We start from the raw sequence: 22,972 nt of genomic DNA on the forward strand, positions 1-22,972 counted from the left end.
CGACGGAGCTTCCCATGATCGTTGATCGCCAGGGGCGGCGATTCCGCAACCTGCGGATCAGCCTGACCGCCGCCTGCAACTATGCCTGCACCTACTGCGTACCCAACGGCAAGCGCCTGGTGGCGGCCCAGGACGAATTGTCCGCGGACGCCATGGCCCGCGCGGTGGCGTACCTGGTGGAGGCCGCGGGCATCGAGCGCCTGCGGATCACCGGGGGCGAGCCGCTGGTGAGTCCACGCCTGGAACCTTTCCTCGAGGCGATCGGCCGGCTACCCCTGGAGGACATCGGCCTCACCACCAACGGCCAGCTGCTGGCGCGCAAGCTGCCGGCGCTCCAGGCCGCCGGCATCCGTCGGCTGAACGTCTCCCTGGATACCCTCGATCCCGACGCCTTCCGCCGCATCGCCCGGGGCGGCGACCTGGACACCGTGCTGGCGGGCCTCGACGCGGCTCGGGCGGCTGGCTTTCGCATCAAGCTGAACATGGTGCCGCTGCGCCAGGAGAACCTCGACCAGGTACTGCCGCTGCTGGACTACTGCCTGGCGCGGGGCTACGAGCTGCGCTTCATCGAGCTGATGCGCATGGGTCACCTCGCCCGGGCAGGCACCGATTTCCAGCAGCAATTCGTCAGCCTGGGCGACCTGCTGGCGCTGATCGGCGACCATCATCCCTTCGTCCAGGCCGAGGCCCCGCTGGATGCCACGGCCCTTCGTTACGAGATCCCGGGTCGTGGCCACTTCGGCATCATCGCCAACGAAAGCGTGCCGTTCTGCCGGACCTGTTCCCGGCTGCGGCTGTCGTCCACCGGTTGGTTGCACGGCTGCCTGTCGTCGGGCAACCGTCATTACATCGGCGATCTCCTGGACAAGCCTCGCCACCAGGCGCTGCCGGCCCTGCAACGGCTGCTGGTGAAGGCGCTGGGCGACAAGCAGGATCTGGCCTTTTCAGGGGGCGCGACGGTAATGAAGATCATCGGCGGCTAGCAAATGCGTCCCGCTGGCGCGGAAGCTGCAATGACCCGGCACGCGTCGTTTTTCCGTCATTCCGTGGGAGGTCCCGTGATCCGAGCACTCATCCTGTCGCTGGCCATCGTGGGCCTGGTAGGCTGCATGAAGGTCAGCGATCTCGCCGAGGGTACCCGCTACCAGCTCAGCGACGCCGGTTTCCTGGATCACAGCAGCACCTACCGCGCCAGCAACTGGCGCCTGCAGGCCGATTCCTTCATTTATATCGCCCAGGGCCACTTCGTCCCGCCCGGCAAGGCCTATCCGCGGCCCAACGTGGTGGCCGAGGAAGCCTTCAAGGGCTTCGTCGAATACTTTCCCCTGGTGCGCCGGGCCAGTGGGCCGGTCGGCCTGGAAGAGGCCATGTCCCAGGCGCGCGCGGTAGGCGCGCACTACCTGCTCTATTCCCGCTTCGCCTACGCGGATGACCGCATCGGCAACGAGGACGAGTGGGCGGACGAGGAAGCCGTGGATCGCTTGGGAACCGACCGCAGCGTGATCCAACTAATGCTTATCGAAACCGGAACCCGCTACCTGGTGGATACCGCGAGAATCCGCAGCCGCGGCGGTTTCCTGACGTTCTATGATGCCAAGCCCGAAGATCTCATCGGTGCGCCGTTGCAGGAGTATGCGCGGCACCTGCTTGGCCTTACCGACTGAGGACCCTGCATGAGCCGTGACGCCAGACCCGATGACCTGCTGGCCCATCTGCCCAAGGACAAGAAAGGCGCGCCGCCGGTCCATCTGTGGAACCCGCCGTTCTGCGGCGATATCGACATGCGCATCGCCCGCGACGGCACCTGGTACTACCTGGGCACGCCGATCGGACGCAAGCCCATGGTGCGCCTGTTCTCCGGAATCCTCCGCTGCGATGGCGACGCCTATTTCCTGGTCACGCCGGTAGAGAAGGTCGGCATCCGGGTAGACGATGCACCGTTCGTGGTCGTTTCCCTGCGGGTCGAGGGAGAGGGCGAGTCCCAAGTGCTGCACTTCACCACCCAGGTGGATGACGACGTGGTGGCCGGCCCCGAGCATCCGTTGCGGTTTGAGCTGGACCCTGTGAGCCAGGAGCCGTCGCCCTATGTCAACGTGCGGGCGAACCTCGAGGCGCTGATCCATCGCAACGTCTTCTACCAGTTGGTGGAACTGGCAGTGCCTCGGGACATCGACGGACAGACGTGGCTCGGCGTCTGGAGCGGGGGTGCGTTCTATCCCATCGGTCCCCAGGACTAGGTTCTGTACGAAAAGTGCCTGCGCTCAGTGATGCTGCGTTAAAAACAGACTCAGACTGCTCATTTACAGCACGTAAACGCCGCTTCTTCGCCTGTTTTTGCCTTGCCTGACCTTCGCTCGACGACTTTTCGTACAGAACCTAGAAAGAAGAAAGGCTCCCGAAGGAGCCTTTTTCACGTCGCTTACATATTGGGGTAGTTCGGACCGCCGGTGCCTTCGGGCGCCGTCCAGGTGATGTTCTGCGCCGGGTCCTTGATGTCGCAGGTCTTGCAGTGGACGCAGTTCTGGGCGTTGATCTGGAAGCGCTTGCTGCCGTCGTCGTTGCTCACCACCTCGTATACACCCGCCGGGCAGTAACGCTGGGCCGGCTCGTCATACAGCGGCAGGTTCTGGGCGATGGGGATGCTCGGGTCGGTGAGCTTGAGGTGACAAGGCTGGTCTTCTTCGTGGTTGGTGTTGGAGAGGAACACCGAGCTGAGCTTGTCGAAGCTGAGCTTGCCGTCCGGCTTCGGGTAATTGATCTTCGGCGCTTCCGAGGCCTTCTTCAGGCTGGCGTGGTCCATCCGCGTGTCGTGCAACGTGAACGGCAGCTTGCTGCCCAGCAGGTTGTACTCGACGAAGCTGAAGGCAGGGCCGAGCAGCGGGCCGAACTTGTGCATCGCCGGGCCGAAGTTGCGGTTCTGGTACAGCTCCTCGTACAGCCAGCTGGCCTTGAAGCCATCCACGTAGTGGTTCAGCTCATCGCCTTCGCGGCCCTCAGCCAATGCCTGAGCGATGGCCTCCGCCGCCAGCATGCCGGACTTCATTGCAGTGTGGCTGCCCTTGATCTTGGCCGCGTTCAGGGTGCCGAGGTCGCAGCCGATCAGCGCGCCGCCGGGGAAGACCATCTTCGGCAGGGAGTTGAAGCCACCCTTGACCAGGGCGCGGGCGCCGTAGGAAATGCGCTTGCCGCCTTCCAGGTACTGCTTGATCACCGGGTGGTGCTTGTAGCGCTGGAACTCGTCGAAGGGGGAGAGGTGCGGGTTGCTGTAGGCGAGGTCGACGATCAGGCCCACTACTACCTGGTTGTCTTCCAGGTGATAGAGGAACGAGCCACCCGGGTTCTCCTTGTCCAGCGGCCAGCCGGAGGTGTGGATCACCAGGCCCTGCTCGTGCTTGGCTGGGTCGATTTCCCACAGTTCCTTGAGGCCGATGCCGTAGTGCTGGGGATCGGCATCGGCTGCCAGGTCGTAGCGCTTGCCCAGCTGCTTGCCGATGTGGCCGCGGCAGCCTTCGGCGAACAGGGTGTACTTGCCACGCAGTTCCATGCCGGGGGTGTACACGCCTTCTTTCGGGTTGCCGTTATGGTCGACGCCGAGGTCGCCGGTGACGATCCCGCGCACCACGCCGTTCTCGTCGATCAGGGCTTCCTGGGCGGCGAACCCGGGGTAGATTTCGACCCCGAGGCTCTCGGCCTGCTGCGCCAGCCAGCGGCACAGGTTGCCGAGGGAGATGATGTAGTTGCCCTCGTTATGCATCGGCTTGGGCACGAAGAAGTTGGGCACCTTGGACGCGTGCTCGGCGTTGCGCAGCAGGTAGATGTCGTCGCGCTTGACCGGCGTGTTCAGCGGCGCGCCGAGTTCTTTCCAGTCGGGGAACAATTCGTTCAGGGCACGCGGTTCGAAGACGGCGCCGGACAGGATGTGGGCACCGACCTCGGAGCCTTTTTCCACCACACAGACACTGATTTCCTGACCAGCCTCGGCGGCTTTCTGCTTCAGTCGGCACGCGGCGGACAGGCCGGAGGGGCCGGCGCCGACGATGACGACGTCGAATTCCATAAACTCGCGTTCCACAGACAATCTCCTACTCAAGGCTCATCGGTACTTTTATGATTGGCAGAGCTAGGCTTTATCAGACCCGGGTGGGGCATTATATGCATACCTTCCCGGTGATCCAATACAAACGTTTGTTTGAAATCCCCTGAAGCCTGATACCATCGCGGTTTCGAGGCCGTTCCCGCGCCCATCCCGATGTATTGACCGGAATAGGTGTTGCGGTCAAGATACGGGCGGTTTTGCCCTCGCCGTATAACGCCGACCGTTGGTTTCCAACCGACACCCGCCAGCCCCGCCTGGCCCAGGCGACAATCCTATTCACCGGAGAGTAACGAGGAATCCATGAAGGTTCTTGTAGCTGTCAAACGAGTGGTCGACTACAACGTCAAGGTTCGCGTCAAGGCGGACAACTCCGGCGTTGACCTCGCAAACGTCAAGATGTCGATGAACCCCTTCTGCGAAATCGCCGTGGAAGAAGCCGTCCGCCTGAAAGAGAAGGGCGCGGCCAGCGAGATCGTCGTCGTCTCCATCGGACCGAGCGCCGCTCAGGAACAGCTGCGTACCGCCCTGGCCCTCGGCGCGGACCGCGCGATCCTGGTGGATACCGCCGAAGAGCTGGGTTCCCTGGCCGTGGCCAAGCTGCTCAAGGCTGTGGTGGACAAGGAGCAGCCGCAACTGGTCATCCTCGGCAAGCAGGCCATCGACAGCGACAACAACCAGACTGGCCAGATGCTCGGCGCCCTGACCGGCTACGCCCAGGGGACCTTCGCCTCCAAGGTGGAGATCGCCGGCGACAAGGCCAACGTGACCCGCGAGATCGACGGCGGCCTGCAGACCGTTTCGCTGACCCTGCCGGCGATCGTCACCACCGACCTGCGCCTGAACGAGCCGCGCTACGCGTCGCTGCCGAACATCATGAAGGCCAAGAAGAAGCCGCTGGAGACCGTCACTCCGGACGCGCTGGGCGTTTCCGTCGCATCCACCGTGAAGACCCTGAAGGTCGAGGCACCGGCTGCCCGCAGCGCCGGCGTCAAGGTCAAGTCCGTGGCTGAACTGGTCGAGAAACTGAAGAACGAGGCGAAGGTAATCTAAATGACTATCTTGGTTGTTGCTGAACACACGAACGCCGCCCTGGCGCCTGCCACCCTGAACGCCGTCGCCGCGGCGCAGAAGATCGGTGGCGACATTCATGTGCTGGTCGCCGGTCAGGGCGTCGGCGCCGCCGCCGAAGCCGCCAGCAAGATCGCCGGCGTATCCAAGGTGCTGGTCGCCGACAACGCCGCCTTCGCCCACCAGCTGCCGGAGAACGTCGCTCCACTGGTCGCCGAGTTGGGCAAGGGCTACAGCCACATCCTGGCCGCCGCAACCACCAACGGCAAGAACGTGCTGCCGCGTGTTGCTGCCCAGCTGGACGTCGACCAGATCTCCGAGATCATCGCTGTCGAGAGCGCCGATACCTTCAAGCGCCCGATCTATGCCGGTAACGCCATCGCCACCGTGCAATCCAGCGCTTCGGTGAAGGTCATCACCGTGCGTACCACCGGTTTCGACCCGGTCGCCGCCGAAGGCGGCTCGGCTGCCGTCGAAGCGGTGAGCACCGGTTCCGACGCGGGCAAGTCGTCCTTCGTCGGCGAAGAGCTGGCCAAGTCCGACCGTCCCGAACTGACCGCTGCCAAGATCGTCATTTCCGGCGGCCGCGGCATGCAGAACGGCGACAACTTCAAGCACCTCTACGCCCTGGCCGACAAGCTGGGCGCGGCGGTGGGCGCGTCCCGCGCCGCCGTGGATGCCGGCTTCGTGCCCAACGACATGCAGGTCGGCCAGACCGGCAAGATCGTCGCGCCGCAGCTGTACATCGCGGTCGGTATCTCCGGTGCGATCCAGCACCTGGCGGGGATGAAGGACTCGAAGGTGATCGTCGCGATCAACAAGGACGAAGAGGCTCCGATCTTCCAGGTGGCCGACTACGGCCTGGTGGGCGACCTGTTCGAGATCCTGCCGGAACTGACCAACCAGGTCTGATCCGTTCGCCGGTCTCTGAAAAACCCGCTCTCGAGCGGGTTTTTTTATGGGCCGGTGGGCGCTGTCGCAGCCGTCTGCGTCATTGGCCGGCTGCGGCGGATGACCTCGTTGTCATGAGGTCGGGGAATTGGCATAAGCTAGCATGTGAAGAAAAGGGACCGCAGTCGCGACCCTCACGACAGGCGAGAAGTAAGCATGCGCGCTAGCTCTTCACGGAAACGGTCCCTCGTCCTGCTGGTTCTTGGCCTCCTTCCGGTACTGGCGGTGGCAGCGGAGCGATGTGAGCGCATCGTCGCTACCGGCAATCCCGAGTATCCGCCCTACCTCTGGCGCGACCCGCACAACCCCCAGCAACTGATCGGCGCCAATGCCGACCTGCTCGCGCGCATCGCCTCGGAAATCGGGGTGCGCATCGACGTGATCTATACCGGTCCGTGGTCCCGGGCCCAGGAGGAAGTGCGTAACGGTCGAATCGATCTGGTGGCCGGCGCCTTTCTCACCCTGCCGCGTCTGGAGACCATGGATTTCGTCCACCCCGCGATGTTCGTCACGCCCAGCGTCGTATGGGTCCGCTATGGTTCGTCGTTCGCCTACAGCACCTGGCGCGACCTGCGCGGGCATCTGGGCGGTACCCTGGTGAACAACAGCTTCGGTCAGGAATTCGATCGCTACGCCAAGGACAACTTGACCCTGGAGACCGTGCCGAGCCTGACCCAGGCCTACCAGAAGCTGATGCTGGAGCGCACCGAGTACGTGCTCTACGAGCTCTACCCGGGCCTGGCCCTGGCGGAGTCCATGGGCATGACGGATGCAGTGCAGCCGCTGGAGCCGCCCATTTCCAGCGAAGGCCTGTACCTGGCACTGTCCCAGCGCTCCGCCTGTAACGAGCCGTGGCTGCGCGGACAGTTGGCGAAAAAGATGACAGAATTGACCGCCGCCGGGGTGCCGGAAACCCTTCTGCAGCGCAACCTCGAGCGGTGGCGCAGCCAGCATCCGCCACCGGCGACCGTTCCGAATCAATAGGATGCCTTCGTGATCGAGAAACGCTTACTGGCGATCGGCCTGTCTGGCCTCGCGCTGGCCGGCTGCGCCAAAGACCCGCAGCCCGTCGAACAGTTCCGCCTGAGCGAGCAGGTGTTGCAACAGGCCAAGGCCGTCGGCGCCGACGACCAGGTCGAGGAGCTGAAGCTGGCCGAGGACAAGTTCGCCCGCGCCAAAGAAAACATGGACGACGAGGATTACAAGCGCGCGCGGGTCCTCGCCGAGCAGGCCGAGCTGGATGCCCGCCTGGCGGAGGCCAAGGTGCTGACCCGCAAGAGCCAGGAGCAGGTGGACGAGCTGGAGCGCCGTATCGAGCGCCTGCGCAAGCAAGTGGGAGAGCAGCCATGAAGGTCCGTCACGGTTTCGCTGCCGCGATGCTGCTGGGCGCCCTGGGTGGCTGCGCGTCCCAGCAGTCCGACGAACAGGTGCTGGACGCCGCCCGCGAGCGCTTCCAGACAGTCAAGGAGAATACCGACGTCCTGCGTAGCGCGCCGCGCGACGTCCTGCGTGCCGGCGAGTCCCTGGCCCGGGCGGAACGCCTGGCCACTTACTGGGGCAACGGCTCGGACGTGGAGCACTACGCCTACCTCAGCCGTCGCTACAGCGACATTGCCTGGGAGCACAGCCAGGCCGCGCTGAACCAGGACCGGCTGGCCAAGCTGCAGCTGGAGCGCGAGCGCCTGCAGCTGGCCTTGCGCGAAGCCAAGCTGCTCAGCGTGCAGCAGCAGGGGCAATGGCTGGAGGAGCAGATGGTCAGCCTGGCCACGGAGACCGAGCGCGGCCTGGTGCTGACCCTGGGCGACGTGCTGTTCGATACCGGCCATAGCGAGCTCAAGCCGGCCGCCAACCGCACGGTGCTGAAGGTGGTGCAGTTCCTCCAGCTCAACCCGAAACGGATCGTGCGGATCGAGGGCTACACCGATAGCAGCGGCGACCGTGAGGAAAACCTCAAGCTGTCCCGGGCTCGCGCCCAGTCGGTGGCGGACGTGTTGATCGACCTGGGGGTCGATCCGAAGCGCATTACGGTGGACGGCTACGGCGAAGCGTATTCGCTGGCGGAAAACGCTTCCAGCCGCGGGCGTGCGCAGAACCGCCGGGTGGAGGTGGTGTTCTCCGACGAGAAGGGCAAGCTGGACGCCCCTCGCTGAGGGAGGCGGGCGGCCTTGCGCCGCCCGTTCGTCAAATCAGTGCTTGCTGGCGTCGGACGGTAGCGCCAACAGCTGTTTTTCCCGGTTCCAGTCGAACGGTTCGCCCCGTTGCTCGGCGTCGTAGCGACGCTCCTCCAGGGTCTGGAACAGTTCGATTTCCTCGTCTGGCATGAAGTGCAGGCAGTCGCCGCCGAAGTACCACAGCAGGTCGCGGGGAACCAGGTGGGCGATCTGGGGGTAGCGGTGAAAGATCTGGCTGAGCAGGTCCTGGCCGAGATAGCGACTGCCTTCCGGGTCGCCGGGCAATTCCGTGAGCAGTTCGTCGAAGCGTTCCAGGAACAGGCCGTGGGTGTCGTCCGGCACCTGCTCGGCCTCGCCGAGGGCCACCAGGATGCCGCGCAGGTGAGTGAGCAGGGCGAGGGGTAGGTCGAGGTCGGTGGACGCCATGGCGATGCTCCAGCAATGAAAACGGGCGCGGGAGTATAGAACTCCTCGCGCCCGCTGTCCGTTCCGCCGAATCAGCGGACGGCGTTCTCGCCCAGCTTCAGGCTCTCCTTGTCGAAGTCATCGACGTCGATCACCTTGCGCCGCGCCACTTCGGCGTCGCGCAGCAGTTGCGCTTCTTCGGCGCTGATCAGCTCGGCCTCGTGGGCAGCCTCGATCAGCGGCTGGCCCGGCGCGGCCTTCACGCGGCCTTCCTTGTGGGCCTTGTGCAGCTTCTTCTGCAGCGGTACGGCCTTGTCCAGACGGTCCACGGCATGCTGCAGCGCGCCAACGGCATCGTTTGGGTCCTGGGGACGGAAGCAGCCGCTGAGCAGGTCTTCCAGCGCCGCGTCGCCTCGCGGACGACCGATGATGGCCGCCACGTCGGCATCCAGGGCATCGGACGGGCCCTGGTGGCGGCGTCCCAAGGGGAACACCACCAGCCGAAGCAGGGCGCCGAAGAAGCGGTTGGGGAAGTTGTGCAGCAGGTCGTCCAGCGCCTGTTCAGCCTTGCCCAGGCTTTCCTCCATCGCCCAGTGGACCAGGGGCGCCAGGTGTTCCGGCTGGTCCTGGTCGTGGTAGCGCTTGAGCGCCGCCGAGCCGAGATAGAGGTAGCTCAGGGCGTCGCCCAGGCGTGCGGAGAGTCGCTCGCGACGCTTCAGCTCGCCGCCCAGCAGCATCATGCTGAAGTCGGCGAGCAGGGCGAAGGCGGCGGCCAGGCGGTTCAGTGAGCGGTAGTAGGGACGCGCCAGCGCGTCGCCCGGCACCGAGCTGAAGACGCCGAAGCCCAGCCCCAGCAGCAGGGTACTGGCGGCGTTGCTCACGGCGAAGCCGATGTGGCGCAGCAGCAGGTCGTCGAACTCCCGCAGGGCCTGGTCCTTGTCCTCGCGGGTGGCCAGGGCCATTTCCTTGAGCACGAACGGATGGCAGCGGATGGCACCCTGGCCGAAGATCATCAGGTTGCGCGACAGGATGTTGGCGCCTTCCACGGTGATGAAGATCGGCGCGCCTTGCCAGGAACGGCCCAAGTAGTTGTTCGGGCCCATGATGATGCCCTTGCCGCCATGAATATCCATGGCATGGGCGATGCACTCGCGGCCGCGCTCGGTGAGGTGGTACTTAAGGATCGCCGAGAGCACCGAGGGCTTCTCGCCCAGGTCCACCGCATTGGCGGTGAGTACGCGGGCACTGTCCATCAACCACGCGTTACCGCCGATGCGCGCCATGGCTTCCTGGATGCCTTCGAAGGCCGACAGGGGGACGTTGAACTGCTCGCGGATACGGGTGTACTGGCCGGTGACCAGGCTGGTGTACTTGGCTGCGCCGGTCCCCACCGCCGGCAGGGAGATGGAGCGCCCCACGGACAGGCAGTTCATCAGCATCATCCAGCCCTTGCCCAGCATCGGCTGCCCGCCGATGAGGTAGTCGAGGGGCACGAACACGTCCTTGCCGTGGTTGGGGCCGTTCATGAAAGCGGCGCCCAGGGGCAGGTGGCGACGGCCGATGTTGACCCCGGGGGTATCGGTGGGCACCAGCGCCAGGCTGATCCCCAAGTCCACTTCGTCACCCAGCAGGTGATCCGGGTCGTACGCCTTGAAGGCCAAGCCCAGCAGCGTGGCGACCGGGCCCAGGGTGATGTAGCGCTTCTCCCAGGTCAGGCGCAGGCCAATGACTTCCTCGCCCTGCCACTGACCCTTGCAGATGATCCCCACGTCGGGCATCGCGCCGGCATCGGAGCCGGCCAGTGGGCCGGTGAGGGCGAAGCAGGGAATGTCGTCGCCACGGGCCAGGCGCGGCAGGTAATGGTTGCGCTGCTCGTCGGTGCCGTAGTGCAGCAGCAGCTCGGCGGGGCCGAGGGAGTTGGGCACCATCACCGTGGACGCCAGGTCACCGCTGCGGGTGGCCAGTTTCATGGCGACCTGGGAGTGGGCGTAGGCCGAGAAGCCCTTGCCGCCGTATTCCTTGGGAATGATCAGAGCGAAGAAGCCATGCTGCTTGATGTGCTGCCAGGCTCGTTCCGGCAGGTCCAGCTGCTGGCCCACTTCCCAGTCGGTGACCATGGCGCACAGCTCTTCCGTGGGGCCGTCGAGGAAGGCCTGTTCCTCTTCGGTGAGCCGCGGTTTCGGGTAGCTCAGCAGCGTGTTCCAGTTCGGGCGGCCGCTGAACAGCTCGCCATCCCACCAGACGGTGCCCGCCTCGATGGCGTCCCGCTCGGTTTCCGACATGGGCGGCAGCACTTTCTGGAACCAGTGGAATAGCGGGCCGCTGAACAGCCGCAGGCGCAGGTCGACGAAGATCAGCGGGATCGCCACGGCCGCCAGCAGCAGCCAGAACACCACCATCAGCCAGGTGGGCGCGTGGCTGAAGATACCCATCAGGATCAGGTAGGCGCCCACGACGCCCAGGGCCGGTAGCGGCGAAACGCGCCGATGGGCCAGGAAGGCGATGCCCAGCACCAGTACGACTAACCAAAGCAGCAACATGCAGAATCCTCCGTGATGACGGCGGGGCAGGGGCGACGGCCGTCATGGCTTGGCGTCCTCGCGCGGGTGCGGCGAGGGTGGACCGGGTTCGCTGCCGCTGCGGGCCCGATCGCTAAGGGAGCGGCCCGGCCGGTGTGGCTGGGCGGATGCGAGGCATGCGCCACCGCCCGTCGGCAGCCGGCCGCTTCGTGGATAGTGACCGCCCTCGGCGGATTCCGTTCGACCTGTCGTACGTTTGCCCGGGGGGCCGGGAGCGGACCGGGCGGTCAGCTCTGGCGCGGCGCTCGCCGGTCGCACGAGTGCAGGATGAATGCCGTCGATAGCCATCATCGGCGCATCGCCCCTTTTTTCCGGCGGCGAGGATAGGTAGGGTGCTCGACTGACCTCCCGCGGCCAAAGGAACGCTTCGATGCTGAAAATCTGGGGACGCAAGAATTCGTCCAACGTGCGCAAGGTCCTCTGGTGCGCCGAGGAAGTGGGCGTGGCCTACGAGAACATCGAGGTCGGCGGTGCCTTCGGCCAGGTGGACGAGCCCGCCTACCGGCAGAAGAACCCCAACGGCCTGGTGCCGACCCTGGAGGATGGCGAACTGGTGCTGTGGGAGAGCAACGCCATCGTCCGCTACCTGGCGGCTCGCTATGGCAGCGGCCAGCTGTATGCGGACGATCCCGCCGAGCGGGCCCGGGCGGACCGATGGATGGACTGGACCACCTCCAGCCTGGCGACGCCCTTCCGGCCGCTGTTCTGGGGCATGATGCGCACCCCGCCGGAACAGCGCGACCAGCAGGCCATCGCCGCGGCGCTCGACCGGTGCGGTGCGCTGCTGGCGATTCCCGAACGTGCCCTGGTGACGCAGCCGTACCTGTCGGGCGAGGCCTTCGGCATGGGCGACATCCCCCTGGGTTGCTTCATCTATGGCTGGTTCGAGATGCCCATCGAGCGGCCCGAACTGCCTCACCTGGCGGACTGGTACGCGCGTTTGCAGCAGCGCCCGGCGTTTCGCCGCGCGGTGATGACGCCGCTCACCTGAACCCGCGGTTGTAATGACCGGCCTCAACCCTCATCTAGCTTCCTTCTTTTTCCTGGCGTGCATTCCATGAGTTCTGCTCTGTCCATCCGGCAGTTGACCAAGACCTACGGCAACGGCTTCCAGGCCCTCAAGGGCATTGACCTGGATGTCGCCGAAGGCGATTTCTTCGCCTTGCTCGGCCCCAACGGGGCCGGCAAGTCCACCACCATCGGCATCCTTTCCACCCTGGTGAACAAGACCAGCGGCACGGTGAACGTCTTCGGCCACGACCTCGACCGCGAACCGTACGCGCTCAAGCGCTGCCTGGGGGTCGTGCCCCAGGAGTTCAACTTCAACCAGTTCGAAAAGGTCTTCGACATCGTCGTGACCCAGGCCGGCTACTACGGCATCCCGGCCCGGGACGCCAAGGCCCGCGCCGAGGAGTACCTGACCCAGCTGGGCCTGTGGGACAAGCGCAACGAGCAGTCCCGGACCCTGTCCGGCGGCATGAAGCGGCGCCTGATGATCGCCCGTGCGCTGGTGCACCGGCCGCGGTTGTTGATCCTCGACGAGCCCACCGCCGGGGTCGACATCGAGCTGCGCCGGTCCATGTGGGGCTTCCTCACCGAGCAGAACCGGCAGGGCATCACCATTATCCTCACCACCCACTACCTGGAGGAGGCGGAGCAGCTCTGCCGCAACATCGGCATCATCGACCACGGCACCATCGTCGAGAACACTGGCATGCGCGAGCTGCTCGGCAAGCTGCACGTGGAGACCTTCCTGCTGGACCTGAAGACCCCGCTGGCTGTCGCCCCGGCCCTGGGCGGTTACCCGTCGCGGCTGGCGGACGCCCGTACCCTGGAGGTGCAGGTGGACAAGAGCCGCGGCATGACCGAGCTGTTCCGCCAATTGGCGGAACACGGCATCGACGTGCTCAGCCTGCGCAACAAGACCAATCGCCTCGAGGAACTGTTCGTCTCGCTGGTGGAAAAGAACCTGTCGAAGGTAGCCGTATGAGCGAACTGCGTCCGAACCTGGTAGCCCTCAACACCATCGTCTACCGCGAGGTGCGCCGCTTCATGCGCATCTGGGCGCAGACCCTGCTGCCGCCCGCCATTACCATGGTGCTGTACTTCGTCATCTTCGGCAGCCTGATCGGCCGGCAGATCGGCGAGATGGACGGCTTCACCTACATGGAATACATCGTGCCGGGCCTGATCATGATGTCGGTGATCACCAACGCCTACGGCAACGTGGTGTCCAGCTTCTTCGGCAGCAAGTTCCAGCGCTCGGTGGAAGAACTGATGGTGGCGCCGGTGTCGCCCCATACCATCCTCCTGGGCTACACCATCGGCGGCGTGCTGCGCGGGTTGGCGGTGGGGGCGATCGTCACGCTACTGTCGCTGTTCTTCACCCACCTGCAGGTGCACCACCTGGGCATCACCGTGCTGGTGGTGGTGCTGACCGCCACGGTGTTCTCCCTGGGGGGCTTCATCAACGCGGTGTTCGCCCGCAACTTCGACGACATCTCCATCATCCCGACTTTCGTCCTGACCCCGCTGACCTACCTGGGCGGCGTGTTCTACTCGATCCACCTGCTGCCGCCGTTCTGGCAGACCGTGTCCCTGGGCAACCCGATCCTGCACATGGTCAACGCGTTCCGCTACGGCATCCTCGGGGTGTCCGACATCGACATCGGTGTCGCCATCGGCCTGATGCTGTTCACCACGGTGGTGCTCTACGTATTCTGCGTGCGCCTCTTGGTCAGTGGTCGCGGGATGCGCACCTGAGGTCGTCCGCCGGGGCAGGCGTCTCGGCGAACCTGAGGATGAAGCGGGTCCAACCCGGGTCGGACTCGCAGTGGATCTCGCCGCCATGGGCGAGGACGATGGAACGGGTGATGGCCAGGCCCAGGCCGGCGTGTTCGCGACCACCCTCGCGGCGTGCCGGGTCGACCCGGTAGAAGCGATCGAACAGGCGCGGCAGGGCGCCGGGGTCGAGCGGGGTGCCCTGGTTGGCCACCACCAGGCGCACGCCGCCGTCGAAGGGTGTCAGGTCGAGGCGGACTTCGCCGCCGTCCGGGGTGAAGCGCAGGGCATTGTCCAGCAGGTTGGACAGGGCACGGCGGAGCATGCCGCGGTCAGCCGGCCAGGTCGCCTGGCCATGGCGGCTGAGGACGAGACCACGCTCCTCCGCCAGGGGAGCGAAGTACTCCAGCATCGCATCCAGTTCTTTTTCCAGCCGCAGCGGATGGCGATCCGGGGCCAGCAGGCCGTGGTCGGCCTTGGCCAGGAAGAGCATGTCATTAACCATCTGCGCCAGCCGCTGCAGCTCCTCCAGGTTGGAGTGCAGCGCCTCGCGGTAGTCCTCCAGCGGGCGCGGCCGGCCCAGCACCACCTGGGTCTGGGTGAGCAGGTTGGACAGCGGCGTGCGCAGCTCGTGGGCGATGTCAGCGGAGAATGCGGAGAGCCGGGCGAAAGCGTCTTCCAGGCGGGCCAGCATGGCATTGAAGGTGACGATCAGCTCGGCCAGTTCTGCCGGGGCCCCGGCCTCCGGCAGGCGCTCGGTGAGGGACCGGGCGGAGATGCGCGAGGCCAGCTCGGTCATCTGCCGCAGCGGACGCAGGCCACTGCGGGCGACCCAGGCGCCCAGCAGCGCGGTGGCCAGGGCGGACAGCCCCACGGTCAGCCAGATCAGGCGCTGCATGCGTTCGAGGAAGTGCTGGTGGTGGGTGATGTCCAGCAGCAGGGTCAGCTGTGGCCCGTCGGGTTGCTGCGGGTCGAGGGGCGCGTCCAGGCTGCGCACGGCAGTGGCCTCGGACATGCCGCCAGAATGCTGCTCGCCACCCGGTTGCCGCTCCAGCCACGGTTCGCCCCGGAGGCCCCGCACCTCCAGGCCCAGGTCGGGGTGGCGGGCCAGTTCGGTGTCCAGGGCCACACGTCGCGTCGAGAGCGCCTGGGGCGAGTCGACGCCTGCCAGCACCTCGCGAAAGCCGGCCAGGCGGCTGGTCAGCAATTCCCGGTCGAGCTCGATGAAGTGGGCTTCGCTGGCCCGGTCGAAGAGGGTGCCGGCGATGAGCGACACCGCACCGGTGCAGAGCGCGAACAGCAGGCCCAGACGGGCGCTCAGGGACAGGCGGCGCATCAGGCTTCGCGGGCCTCGAGCACGTAACCCATGCCGCGTACGGTGTGGATCAGCGGCTGGGCGAAGCCGTCGTCCACCTTGTTGCGCAGCCGGCGGATCGCCACTTCAATGACGTTGGTGTCGCTGTCGAAATTCATGTCCCAGACCTGGGAGGCGATCAGAGACTTGGGCAGCACCTCGCCCTGGCGCCGCAGCAGCAGTTCCAGCAGGGCGAATTCCTTGGCGGTCAGGTCGAGGCGCTTGCCGTCCCGTTCCACCCTGCGGCGCAGCAGGTCCACCTGCAGGCCTGCGCAGCGCAGCGCGGTCTCCTGGGTCTGGCCCTGGCCGCGACGCAGCAGCGTGCGCACCCGGGCCAGCAGCTCGGCGAAGGCGAAGGGTTTCACCAGGTAGTCGTCGGCGCCGTGCTCCAGGCCGCGGACGCGGTCTTCCACCGCGTCGCGGGCGGTGAGGAACAGCACCGGCACCGCCAGCCCGGCCGCGCGGATCGCCCGCAGCACCTGCCAGCCGTCCCGGCCCGGCAGCATCACGTCCAGCACGATCAGGTCGAAGTCGCCGGTCAGCGCCAGGTGCTCGCCATCCAGCCCGTCGCAGGCCAGTTCCACCCCGAAGCCGGCCTCGGCCAGGCCCTGGCGCAGGTACTGGCCGGTCTTCGGCTCGTCTTCGACGATCAGCAGCTTCATGGGGGTCTCCCGGGGCGTTCCAGGCTGCTTTATACCCCGTGGGGCCGCGCACGGGCGAACCTGACGGTTTTGTCATGTGGCGGTCAGCTGACCGCCAGACGCGGCGCGCTAGGCTGCAATCATCGTCACCGTTCTGGAGCCTGCCATGGCTGTCATCCGTTTCTCCCTCGCCGTCCTGTCCTTCACCATGCTGGCCGCCACCGCCCAGGCCGATGCGCCGGCTGGCGGTTTCGCGTTCGGCGAGCCGGCGCCGGCCGCCAAGGCTGACCGCACCGTGGAGATCGTCATGGGCGACATGTTCTACCGGCCGGCCAGCCTCGACGTTAAGGCCGGCGAGACCGTGCGGTTCGTGTTGAAGAACGAGGGTGCGCTGCTGCACGAATTCAACCTCGGCGACGCCGCCATGCACGCCCATCACCAGCAGGAAATGCAGAAGATGCAGCAGGCCGGCCTGCTCACGCCGACGGCGATGAAGAGGGATGGGCACATGGCCGGCCATGACATGGCGGGCATGGAGCACGGCGGGAAGCCCATGCGCCACGATGACCCCAACAGCGTGCTGGTGGAGCCGGGCAAGCGCGCCGAGCTGACCTGGACCTTCAAGGAGGCCAGCGGCCTGCAGTTTGCCTGCAACGTGCCGGGGCATTACCAGGCCGGCATGGTGGGTTCGCTGAACGTCCAGCCCTAGGCGCGCGCGATCGGGTGGAAAGGCGGGCGGCCGGCGAGCCGCCCGTTATAATGCCGCCCCCGTGAGCCACACCGGTCCGCCGCCATGCAACATCCTGCCGAGCACTCGCCTCTGGGCAAGGCCAGCGCCTACATCGCCGACTACACGCCCTCCCTGCTGTTCCCCATCTCCCGCGCGCCCAAGTGGCAGGAACTGGGCCTGGCGGCCGATCGGCTGCCCTACCAGGGCGTCGACTACTGGACCTGCTACGAGCTGTCCTGGCTGACCCCGTCGGGCAAGCCGGTGGTGGCCATCGGTGAGTTCGCCATCCCGGCCGACTCGCCGAACATCATCGAGTCCAAGTCCTTCAAGCTGTACCTCAATTCCCTCAACCAGAGCGCCTTTGCGGATGCCGAGGCGCTGACCGCCGTACTACGGCGCGACCTGTCGGCCGTCGCCGGTGCGCCGGTAGCGGTGCGGGTTCGTACCCTGGCAGAGGTGGAGGCCGAAGGCGTGGCGGCCTTGCCGGGTCGCTGCATCGACGAGCTGGACGTGGCCATCACTCACTACGAACATCCGCGCGCGGAGCTGCTGCGCAGCGAGGCGGGCGAGGCAGTGGACGAGGTGCTGCACAGCCATTTGCTGAAATCCAATTGCCCGGTCACCGGCCAGCCGGACTGGGGCTCGCTGGTGGTGGCCTATCGCGGTTCGCGGCGGCTGGAGCCCGCCAGCCTGCTGGCGTACCTGGTGAGCTTCCGCCAGCACGCCGATTTCCACGAGCAGTGCGTGGAGCGGATTTTCCTCGACCTGTTGGCTCTGCTGGCGCCGGAGCACCTGACGGTGTACGCCCGCTACGTGCGGCGCGGCGGCCTGGACATCAATCCCTACCGCAGCACCCACCCGTTGCAGACCGACAACCGGCGCCTGGCGCGCCAGTGAGGCAATGCGCCGGGCGCATCGGCCCGGCGTGGCGTCACATGCCGTTGGCGAACACCGGGTTGCCCATGTCGATGGCGGCGCGCACCGGCTTCAACGCCTCGGCGTAGCGGGCCAGGATGTCCAGGGCATAGTCGGCGCGTTCGCGAATGCGACGGTCGTCCTCGCTCGCCGCGTCTGCGTCGTTCAGCACCTTGTCCACATGGCGGACGATGAGGTGCTCGGGCAGATAGCACAGGCGGCAGTTCTTGTAGCCGGAGGCGCGCAGCTCGCTGATGGGGTAGGCGCCACCGACACCCGAGGAGATCCCCACCAGCAGGCCCGGCTTGTGGGCCAGTTCGGTCTTGGTGGCATAGAGGAAGAAATTCTTCAGGGCCGGCGAGGCCATGCCATGGAACTCTGGCGCGACCACTACCACCGCATCGGCCGCCTGCAGCTTGGCGGCATGCTCCGGCCAATGGGCGGCGCCGTCGCTGGGCCACTGGGGCAGCGGGTCCTGGCCCAGGTCGATGATGCTGCTGTGGGTCTCGCTGCTGAGCCCGAGGGCGATCAGGCGCTGGCGCAAGTAGCGCGCGACCTTGCCCGACTGGCTGTTGGGCCGGCTCGAACCGGCGACGAGGGCAATGTTTTGCATGAGGCGACTCCGCTCGAAAAGTCGCTGAAGGCTAACGGCCAGCAGCCGTGGCGACAAGCATGTTCCCGGCCGCTCATGCCAGAGCATGATGAAACGGGCCGGCGCGGTGTGGGCAACCCACGCCGCGGGCCAGTCGAAGACAGAGAAGTCGCTGTCAGGCGGAGTGGCCGACCTGCCCTGGGTGGCGGGACACCTGGACCTGCAGACTGCGGGCAGCGGCCATGGTGATCAGGCCCAAGGCCAGGGCGACGGGGCTCGCCTGGCCAAGGCCCAGCAGCACGCTGAGCGTGCCCGGCACGAACAGTGCGGCGGCCAGCAGGGACACGGGCGAATCGGTGAAACCGGTCGGCTGCCGGGCCAGGTGAAGTCGTTGCAGCATGGCGCGTTCCTCCTCGAAATACCCCGTCACTCTAGGGAGTCGAAGCGGCCCGGACGAAATCGATCCTCGCTATCGCCCGGATAGCACCGCTGCCATCAGAGCTTCAGTTGCCGGATGGCCCGGGACAGCTCGGCGGCCAGAGCGGCCAGTTCCTTGCTGGTGGTGGCGGAGTCGATGGTCTGGCGCACGGTGAGTTCGGTGACGTCGCGGATGCCCACCACCGAGCGGGTCATCTCCTCGGCGACCTGGCTCTGCTGCTCCGCGGCCACGGCGATCTGGGTATTGCTCTCGCGCATCAGCGCCACGGCCTCGGTGATGGCGGACAAGGCGGAGCCCGCGGCGTTGGCCTCTTGTACGCAGTCATCCGCCTTCAACGAACTCTCCCGCATGAATTCCACCGCGTCGCGGGTGCCGGCCTGCAGGGTGCCGATCATCTGGGTGATCTCGTCGGTGGAGTCCTGCACCCGCTTGGCCAGGTTGCGCACTTCCTCGGCCACCACGGCGAAGCCGCGGCCCTGCTCGCCCGCCCGGGCGGCTTCGATGGCAGCGTTCAGGGCGAGGAGGTTGGTCTGCTCGGCGATGCCATGGATCACGTTGACCACGCCACTGATCTTCTGGCTGTCCTCCGCCAGCTGGCCGATCATCTCGGCGGTCTGCTGCACGCCCCGGGACAGTTCGGCGATGGAGCGCTCCACCTTGCCCACGACTTCCTTGCCGGCGCCCGCCAGCCGGTCGGCGGATTCGGACTGACTCCGAGTGTCCCCGGCGTGCTGGGCGATGTTGTGCACGGTAGTGGACATCTCGTTGATGGCGGTGGCGGCCTGATCGGTCTCGCTCTGCTGGCCGAGCATGCCCTGGCGGACGTCGTGCATGTTGTCGGCCAGCCGCGAGGCGCCGTCGTCGAGGCGCGCCGCCGCCTGCGTGACGGTACCCACAACCCGCTGGTAGCCGGTTTGCATGGCATTGAAAGCGGTGGCCATCTGGCCCACCTCGTCGCGGCTGTCCAGAGGGACCCGGGCAGACAGGTCGCCGGATTTCTCCACGTGGAGCATGACGTCCTTCAGGGTGTTGAGGTGGGACAACAGGAAGCGGATCAGCAACTGGGACGCGGCCAGCAATGCCAGCATCAACACGAACACCGCGCCGGCGTAGTTGATCGCCCGCTCGGCGAACACTTGGGTCAGGCTCATGCCACGGGCAAGCACGGCCAGGCGCTGGCCGTTCGGCAGGTCCTGGACCTGGGCGCCGATCAGCGGGTCATCGCCGAACCAGTGGTCGTAGCCCAGTTCGACCCAACCGTTGGCGCTGGTCAGCTCGGGCAGCGCCTGGCTGCCGTCTCGCGGCGTGGTCCCCGGTGCGAAGTACAGGAGGTCGTGGCGCTGCGGCAGCGCCTGGGGCGCCGGCCAGGCCCTCAGCAGATCGGCCTGGGCTGCCGCTGACTGGTGGGCCAGCTGCTCGCGGGCGTCCTGCTCCAGGTGCATGGCATACAGCACCAGGGCGAGGGTGGTGAGGAACGCGACCGCGTTGACGGCCCAGAACTTGTAGCGGAGGGAAATATCGCGAATCCAAGCGCCCATGTTTGTTCTTGCTCTCGGCTGAGGTGATCTTCTGGCACGGGGCCAGCAGTCTGGTGGAAAACAGTGCCACCCTTGTTGATCTCTATCAACGGGCGTCGACGCTCCTGAGTCGCCTCGTCACAGCATAGTGGGCTTCAATCGCCTGTCTGCGTTCCGCTGTCCGGCAGTGGATCGGGCAGGTCAAAAAAGCGTCGCGCACAGTCATGGGTATGCAAGGCCAGTTCCACTTCTGACTCGCCCCGGTGCCGGGCCACCTCGCGTAGCACCTCGGGCAGGTAGGCCGGCTCGTTACGCCCGTCCCGTGGCCGGGGCTGCAGGGTGCGGGGCAACAGGTACGGCGCATCGCTTTCCAGCATCAACCGGCCCTTGGGGATTTCGCCCACCAGCGGGTGCAGGTGGGTGCCGCGGCGCTCGTCGCAGATCCAGCCGGTGATGCCGACATGCAGGTCCAGGTCGAGGTAGCGGTAAAGCGCCCGTTTCTCGCCGGTGAAGCAGTGGACCACGGCAGCGGACAGGTGGTCGCGATAGGTCCTGAGGATCGCCAGCAGGCGCTCGTCGGCATCGCGCTCATGCAGGAACACCGGCTTGCCCAGGCGCGCTGCCAGGGCCAGTTGTTCCTCCAGTGCCTTTTCCTGTTGTGGCCGGGGCGAGAAGTCGCGGTTGAAGTCCAGCCCGCATTCGCCCACCGCACGGACTTCCGGCTCGGCCAGCAAAGCCTCCAACCGACGAGCGGTCTCGGCGCTCCAGTGGCTGGCTTCGTGGGGGTGCACCCCGGCGGTGGCGAACAGCCGGGTTCCGGTACCGTCGAGCGCGCGGCAGAGCGCCAGCGCCTGTTCGCTGTCCTCGGCATGGGTGCCCGTCAGGACCAGTTGCTCCACGCCCACCGCCCGGGCGCGCGCCAGTACGGCGGCCCGATCACTGTCGAAGCGGGCGTGGGTGAGATTGACGCCGATATCGATGAGTTGCATGGTGGCAGCCTCGAACTTGTCGCGAGGCAGCATATCAAAGCCCCGGGCTTTTTAAGAAAGCCAGTATTTACAAAAACTTGACACTGTTTCTTGAAGTCGTTACTGCGACCGGTCTGGCGCGGTGCGGCGTGCTGTGAGACCCTCCGCGCCTTGGCGCGCCCGGGAATACATTGGCGAAGACAGTTGAGGGCGTGCCGGACGAAGTGGGTCTCTTACCCGCGCCGGCATTTTTGGCCCTGGAGAACAGATGACCCGACCGCTGCTGCTTCTTATTTGTCTGGTGCTGCTGCCGTTCCCGGCGGCGGCCCGCCTGGTAGGCCCGCCCGAGGCCTGGCAGATTCCCCCCGGCCATACCCGCGACCTGGCGGACATCCGCAGGAGCGGGGTGTTGCGGGTCCTGGTGAATCAGAGCCGCAACAGCTCCGGTGAAGTCGGTGGCGAGGCCATCGGCATCGAATACAACCGCCTGCGTGCCTTCGAGCAGTTCCTCAACCGGGACGGCCGTGATGGGCGCGAGATTCGCCTCAAGCTCATCCCCAAGGCCAAGGATCAGTTACTGGCCGCGTTGCAGCGCGGGGAGGGCGATATCGTCGCCCCGGGCGAACTGCTCAACCCCCATGGTGGGCTGGATATCCGCGCCAGCACGCCGATCCGCCGCGACGTACCCATGGTACTGGTCAGCCGGCAGGGCGAGCGCCGCTACAAGCGCCTGGAGCAGCTCGCCGGCCGCACCTTGGTGCTGCCGGTGGGCAGCACCGCGGGCGAGGCGTTGCACGGGGTCAATCAACGCCTCGGCCAGCGCAAGCTGGCACCCATCGGGGTGGAGTGGATCGATCCGAGCCTGGCGGTGGAGGACGTGCTGGAGATGGTCCAGGCCGGCATCTTCAGCATGACCGCGGTGGAACAGCCCATCGCGGAGCGCTGGGCCAAGGTCATGCCGAAGCTGCGCATCGAGCGCCACCTGGTGCTGGACAATGGCGGCGACATGGTCTGGTTCACCCGTCGCGACGCCGGCATGCTCCAGGCCAGTGTCGACCGCTTCCTCACCGGCTACTGCGCACCGGCCAATCAGGACGTGGCCTTCCAGCGCGTCTACCGGCGCCTCTACCAGGTCCATACCCCCTTGCAGCGGGCCGACCGCCAGCGGCTGGAGAAGCTGCGCCCGGTGCTGCAGCGCTATGCCGGGCAGAATCAGCTGGACTGGCTGAACCTGGCGGCCCTGGCGTTCAAGGAGTCGAGCCTGAATCCCCAGGCGCGAGGCGCCAGCGGCGCCACCGGCTTGATGCAGATCACCCCGAGCGCCGCCACCAGCGTCGGCATCAGCGACGTGCGCGGCCTGGACGGGAATGTCCAGGCGTCCGCCAAGTACCTGGCGCAGCTGCGCCGGACCTATTTCGCCAGCCCGCGCTTCAACGAGCGGGAGCGCATGGCCTTCATCCTCGCCGCCTACAATGTGGGCCCCCAGCGGGTGCAGAGCCTGCGGGCGGAGGCGAAGCGGCGTGGCCTGAACCCGGACCAGTGGTTCTTCCAGGTGGAACGGGTAGCGGCTGAGCAACTCGGGATGGGCGTGGTCAGCTACGTCAACAGCGTGAACAAGTACTACCTGGCCTACGATCGCGAGCGTGACCGCCTGGAACCCCGGGAGAAGTACGCCAGCACCGCGAAGTGATCGAATAGGGCGATCATGATCACGCGGTTTTTGCGGTTTTAATATCGACTCAATCGAATAGCATGGCGCCACCTA

Annotated in this window: 23 protein-coding genes and 1 pseudogene; 14 read left to right on the forward strand and 10 right to left on the reverse strand. The window is 66.3% G+C overall.

All coding sequences use genetic code 11. From position 1 onward, the window contains the following. Positions 1 to 14 precede the first annotated feature (14 nt). The 3 genes from FM069_RS10295 (at position 15) to FM069_RS10305 (ending at position 2,237) form a co-directional block, all read left to right on the forward strand. Entirely contained in the window at positions 15 to 983 is a 969-nt protein-coding gene (locus tag FM069_RS10295) for a GTP 3',8-cyclase MoaA (protein ID WP_143488211.1), read from the forward strand. Between the two features lie 78 nt (positions 984 to 1,061). Further along, on the forward strand, positions 1,062 to 1,664 hold the full coding sequence (locus FM069_RS10300) for a DUF4823 domain-containing protein (RefSeq protein ID WP_143488331.1): 603 nt from the start codon (positions 1,062 to 1,064) through the stop codon (positions 1,662 to 1,664). Positions 1,665 to 1,673: 9 nt separating this feature from the next. After that, the gene (locus FM069_RS10305) at positions 1,674 to 2,237 is read left to right on the forward strand and encodes a DUF1285 domain-containing protein (protein ID WP_143488212.1); all 564 of its coding nucleotides are present in this window, start codon (positions 1,674 to 1,676) and stop codon (positions 2,235 to 2,237) included. A 182-nt stretch (positions 2,238 to 2,419) separates the two neighbouring features. Here the strand turns inward: FM069_RS10305 and FM069_RS10310 are convergent, their stop codons facing one another. Continuing rightward, entirely contained in the window at positions 2,420 to 4,072 is a 1,653-nt protein-coding gene (locus tag FM069_RS10310) for an electron transfer flavoprotein-ubiquinone oxidoreductase (protein WP_143488213.1), read from the reverse strand. Positions 4,073 to 4,396: 324 nt separating this feature from the next. On the opposite strand from FM069_RS10310, the gene FM069_RS10315 reads away from it, so the two are divergent. The 5 genes from FM069_RS10315 (at position 4,397) to FM069_RS10335 (ending at position 8,265) form a co-directional block, all read left to right on the forward strand. Then, on the forward strand, positions 4,397 to 5,146 hold the full coding sequence (locus tag FM069_RS10315) for an electron transfer flavoprotein subunit beta/FixA family protein (protein ID WP_143488214.1): 750 nt from the start codon (positions 4,397 to 4,399) through the stop codon (positions 5,144 to 5,146). Continuing rightward, complete coding sequence (locus FM069_RS10320; protein ID WP_143488215.1) at positions 5,147 to 6,076, forward strand: electron transfer flavoprotein subunit alpha/FixB family protein; 930 nt, start codon at positions 5,147 to 5,149, stop codon at positions 6,074 to 6,076. A 195-nt stretch (positions 6,077 to 6,271) separates the two neighbouring features. Then, positions 6,272 to 7,099, forward strand: coding sequence for a substrate-binding periplasmic protein (locus FM069_RS10325; RefSeq protein WP_143488216.1), 828 nt, complete (start codon positions 6,272 to 6,274; stop codon positions 7,097 to 7,099). A 9-nt stretch (positions 7,100 to 7,108) separates the two neighbouring features. After that, positions 7,109 to 7,465 carry a DUF4398 domain-containing protein gene (locus FM069_RS10330; RefSeq protein WP_143488217.1) on the forward strand — a complete coding sequence of 119 codons (357 nt, stop codon included), beginning with the start codon at positions 7,109 to 7,111 and terminating at the stop codon, positions 7,463 to 7,465. Beyond that, positions 7,462 to 8,265, forward strand: a complete 804-nt coding sequence (locus FM069_RS10335; protein ID WP_143488218.1) for an OmpA family protein — start codon at positions 7,462 to 7,464, stop codon at positions 8,263 to 8,265. The genes FM069_RS10330 and FM069_RS10335 overlap by 4 nt, the downstream gene beginning before the upstream one ends. Before the next feature lie 36 nt (positions 8,266 to 8,301). On the opposite strand, the gene FM069_RS10340 is transcribed toward FM069_RS10335, so the two are convergent. Both FM069_RS10340 and FM069_RS10345 read right to left on the reverse strand, forming a co-directional pair. Beyond that, the gene (locus FM069_RS10340; protein ID WP_143488219.1) at positions 8,302 to 8,712 is read right to left on the reverse strand and encodes a PA2817 family protein; all 411 of its coding nucleotides are present in this window, start codon (positions 8,710 to 8,712) and stop codon (positions 8,302 to 8,304) included. Positions 8,713 to 8,783: 71 nt separating this feature from the next. Continuing rightward, positions 8,784 to 11,231, reverse strand: coding sequence for an acyl-CoA dehydrogenase (locus FM069_RS10345; RefSeq protein WP_143488220.1), 2,448 nt, complete (start codon positions 11,229 to 11,231; stop codon positions 8,784 to 8,786). Positions 11,232 to 11,640: 409 nt separating this feature from the next. Between FM069_RS10345 and FM069_RS10350 the strand changes: the two genes are divergently transcribed. The 3 genes from FM069_RS10350 (at position 11,641) to FM069_RS10360 (ending at position 14,033) form a co-directional block, all read left to right on the forward strand. Then, positions 11,641 to 12,261 carry a glutathione S-transferase family protein gene (locus tag FM069_RS10350; RefSeq protein ID WP_143488221.1) on the forward strand — a complete coding sequence of 207 codons (621 nt, stop codon included), beginning with the start codon at positions 11,641 to 11,643 and terminating at the stop codon, positions 12,259 to 12,261. Between the two features lie 66 nt (positions 12,262 to 12,327). Then, complete coding sequence (locus FM069_RS10355; protein ID WP_143488222.1) at positions 12,328 to 13,260, forward strand: ABC transporter ATP-binding protein; 933 nt, start codon at positions 12,328 to 12,330, stop codon at positions 13,258 to 13,260. Next, positions 13,257 to 14,033 carry an ABC transporter permease gene (locus tag FM069_RS10360; RefSeq protein ID WP_143488223.1) on the forward strand — a complete coding sequence of 259 codons (777 nt, stop codon included), beginning with the start codon at positions 13,257 to 13,259 and terminating at the stop codon, positions 14,031 to 14,033. The genes FM069_RS10355 and FM069_RS10360 overlap by 4 nt, the downstream gene beginning before the upstream one ends. On the opposite strand, the gene FM069_RS10365 is transcribed toward FM069_RS10360, so the two are convergent. Together FM069_RS10365 and FM069_RS10370 are read right to left on the reverse strand one after the other, a co-directional pair. Continuing rightward, entirely contained in the window at positions 14,008 to 15,390 is a 1,383-nt protein-coding gene (locus FM069_RS10365) for a heavy metal sensor histidine kinase (protein WP_143488224.1), read from the reverse strand. The two genes, FM069_RS10360 and FM069_RS10365, sit on opposite strands and share 26 nt — an antisense overlap. Then, a complete protein-coding gene (locus FM069_RS10370) occupies positions 15,387 to 16,067 on the reverse strand; it encodes a heavy metal response regulator transcription factor (RefSeq protein ID WP_143488225.1) in 681 nt (226 codons plus the stop codon). The genes FM069_RS10365 and FM069_RS10370 overlap by 4 nt, the downstream gene beginning before the upstream one ends. A gap of 187 nt (positions 16,068 to 16,254) precedes the next feature. Between FM069_RS10370 and FM069_RS10375 the strand changes: the two genes are divergently transcribed. Continuing rightward, complete coding sequence (locus FM069_RS10375; protein WP_233282023.1) at positions 16,255 to 16,755, forward strand: cupredoxin domain-containing protein; 501 nt, start codon at positions 16,255 to 16,257, stop codon at positions 16,753 to 16,755. Positions 16,756 to 16,839: 84 nt separating this feature from the next. Continuing rightward, on the forward strand, positions 16,840 to 17,673 hold the full coding sequence (gene queF / locus FM069_RS10380) for an NADPH-dependent 7-cyano-7-deazaguanine reductase QueF (protein WP_143488227.1): 834 nt from the start codon (positions 16,840 to 16,842) through the stop codon (positions 17,671 to 17,673). 34 nt (positions 17,674 to 17,707) lie between these two features. Here queF and FM069_RS10385 read toward each other — a convergent pair whose 3' ends face one another. From FM069_RS10385 to FM069_RS10400, 5 genes and pseudogenes are all read right to left on the reverse strand, one after another. Beyond that, positions 17,708 to 18,304: an NADPH-dependent FMN reductase gene (locus tag FM069_RS10385; protein WP_143488228.1), complete on the reverse strand. Its 597-nt coding sequence runs from the start codon at positions 18,302 to 18,304 to the stop codon at positions 17,708 to 17,710. Positions 18,305 to 18,458: 154 nt separating this feature from the next. Next, positions 18,459 to 18,683 carry a hypothetical protein gene (locus tag FM069_RS10390; protein ID WP_143488229.1) on the reverse strand — a complete coding sequence of 75 codons (225 nt, stop codon included), beginning with the start codon at positions 18,681 to 18,683 and terminating at the stop codon, positions 18,459 to 18,461. A gap of 95 nt (positions 18,684 to 18,778) precedes the next feature. Beyond that, complete coding sequence (locus tag FM069_RS22290; protein WP_407681575.1) at positions 18,779 to 19,663, reverse strand: methyl-accepting chemotaxis protein; 885 nt, start codon at positions 19,661 to 19,663, stop codon at positions 18,779 to 18,781. Next, positions 19,646 to 20,260: pseudogene (locus FM069_RS22295) on the reverse strand (HAMP domain-containing protein); the annotation flags it as partial. The pseudogene FM069_RS22295 and the gene FM069_RS22290, both read right to left, overlap by 18 nt. 134 nt (positions 20,261 to 20,394) lie before the next feature. Beyond that, on the reverse strand, positions 20,395 to 21,228 hold the full coding sequence (locus FM069_RS10400; RefSeq protein ID WP_143488231.1) for a TatD family hydrolase: 834 nt from the start codon (positions 21,226 to 21,228) through the stop codon (positions 20,395 to 20,397). Positions 21,229 to 21,475: 247 nt separating this feature from the next. Here FM069_RS10400 and FM069_RS10405 point away from each other — a divergent pair, with 247 nt between their 5' ends. Beyond that, positions 21,476 to 22,897, forward strand: coding sequence for an MltF family protein (locus tag FM069_RS10405; RefSeq protein WP_143488232.1), 1,422 nt, complete (start codon positions 21,476 to 21,478; stop codon positions 22,895 to 22,897). The last annotated feature ends 75 nt before the right edge of the window (positions 22,898 to 22,972 follow it).

Source organism: Pseudomonas mangiferae (genome assembly GCF_007109405.1).
In the GTDB taxonomy this organism is placed as follows: domain Bacteria; phylum Pseudomonadota; class Gammaproteobacteria; order Pseudomonadales; family Pseudomonadaceae; genus Pseudomonas_T; species Pseudomonas_T mangiferae.